1 protein-coding gene is annotated in these 1,818 nt (G+C 64.1%); it reads right to left on the reverse strand.

Annotation, left to right across the window (positions count from 1 at the left end; translation table 11 throughout):
* Positions 1 to 101 precede the first annotated feature (101 nt).
* Positions 102 to 1,818, reverse strand: a 1,717-nt coding sequence (locus ACSDR0_RS50380; protein WP_435296095.1) for a reverse transcriptase domain-containing protein, incomplete at its 5' end; no start/stop codon positions are given.

A 1,818-nucleotide genomic window follows, 5' to 3' on the forward strand; every position in this document is an offset into this window, starting at 1 on the left:
GTGAAGTAGGCCGCCGACGAGGTGCCTCTGTGGAGGTCCTTTTTCGACGGCCCCTTCCCGAACCGGACTGGCCAGTTTCCCGGCATCCGGCTCTCCAGTGATTACTTCCGTGGTGGTGCGGTGCCTCGCCCGGCGTGGATGTCCTCGTGGCAGCGGCGGCAGATCACTAGGGTCTTGCGCCGTCGCTTTGCCATCAGGTGCACCCATGCGGGCTTGTCCCGGCGTCCGGGCCGGTTGAGGTCGGCGAGCTTGCGGACGTGGTGAACCTCAAGATTCGTCCGGGCTTCGCAGATCTCGCAGCGCTCGGCGAGGAGCCGGTGAATCAGCTCGTTTCGCTTCGCGCTGGCCATGACCGGCCGCTGGTCGGCGAGAACTGCCGTGCGCTGTCGTTTGAGCGGGAGCCCACCGAAGCGGGCGACCAGTGGTTTCCTTCCCTGGTCGCGTGGGACAGTGACGGTCAGACAGGTGCGCGGTCCTTCGGATGTCTCGACGATGCTTTTGTACTTGCGAGCCATCTTCGTGACCGTCGACCGATGCTTCCCGGCCAGCGTCTTCAGCAGCGAGGTCTCCATGACCCACTGGAGCCTGCCCAGGCGGAATACGTCCTGGGCGAGAAGGTAGTACTGGACCAAACCCCGGTACTCGGCCTGATACTTCGCGACGATCGTGAAGTCCTCATCGTGAAGCAACATGCCGCGCTGCGCGGGTTGTCCCTTACTCATGTAGAGAGCGCATTTCTGCCTGATCACCTGCTTGGGCACGAACAGGCCAATCGCTCCGTTGACCGCCCGACGGTTGCGGGTGATCTTCGTGTCGGAGTGCTGGGCTCGGATCTCATAGCCAAGGAAGTGCGCCGCCTGGCTGGTGGCGTGGGTGATCACGGTCTTGGACTTCGATAGCTCCAGCTTGAGTTCTTCGCGCAGGAACTCGCCGATCCTCGCCGTGATCTTCTCGGCTTCGTGCTTGGGGCCGGCGAACCCCAGGAGCCAGTCGTCGGCGTAACGGACGTAGCGCAGCCGCCGGTAGTTCGGATCGTTCGGGTCCTGACTCGGCAAGGTGCGGCGCTGAAGCCGAAGCGCCCGCACCGCTTCCCGGTCGCCGTGCCGTTTGGCCTTGTCGATCGCGTAACCGATAACCTGATACGCCCGGTTGGGCTGCCGACGCAGGCCCCGGTTGTACTCAGGCAGCAGAGACTGTTCGATGAACTGGTCCAGCCGGTCAAGGTAGATGTTCGAGAGGATCGGGGAGGCCACTCCGCCCTGCGGCGCGCCGCTGAGCGTGGCGTGCCAACGCCACTCCTCCAGATATCCGGCCTTGAGCATGTGGCTGATCAGTCGCAGGAACCGGCCGTCGTGGATCTTCTCCGCCAGCGTCGACAGCATCACCTCGTGATCGAGGCTGCCGAAGCAGTCGGAGATGTCTCCCTCGATGAACCAGTGCGTCCCTTTCCAGACTTCCACCACCTCACTGAGCGCGGTGTGGCAGCCCCGCCCGGGGCGGAAACCGTGGGAACGGTCGGAGAACTGGACGTCGTAGTACGCCTCAAGGAGCAGACGCACGACCTCGGCGACCAGCTTGTCCGACCAGGGCGGCATGCCCAGCGGTCGCTTCTTCGTCGATCCCTTCTTCTCGATGTAGACCCGCCGGGTCGGAGACCATCGGTAACGCTCGGCGCGCAAGGCGCCGATGATGCCGCCGATCTTCTCCAGTGACATGCCGTCCGCGGTCTCCCCGGTGACTCCGGGCGTCATCGCACCGGCGTTGGCGTAGATGCGCCCGTAGGCCACCAAATACAACTGGGGGTTGAACAATTGCCGA

This window comes from Streptosporangium sp. G11 (genome assembly GCF_051192615.1).
In the GTDB taxonomy this organism is placed as follows: Bacteria; Actinomycetota; Actinomycetes; order Streptosporangiales; family Streptosporangiaceae; genus Streptosporangium.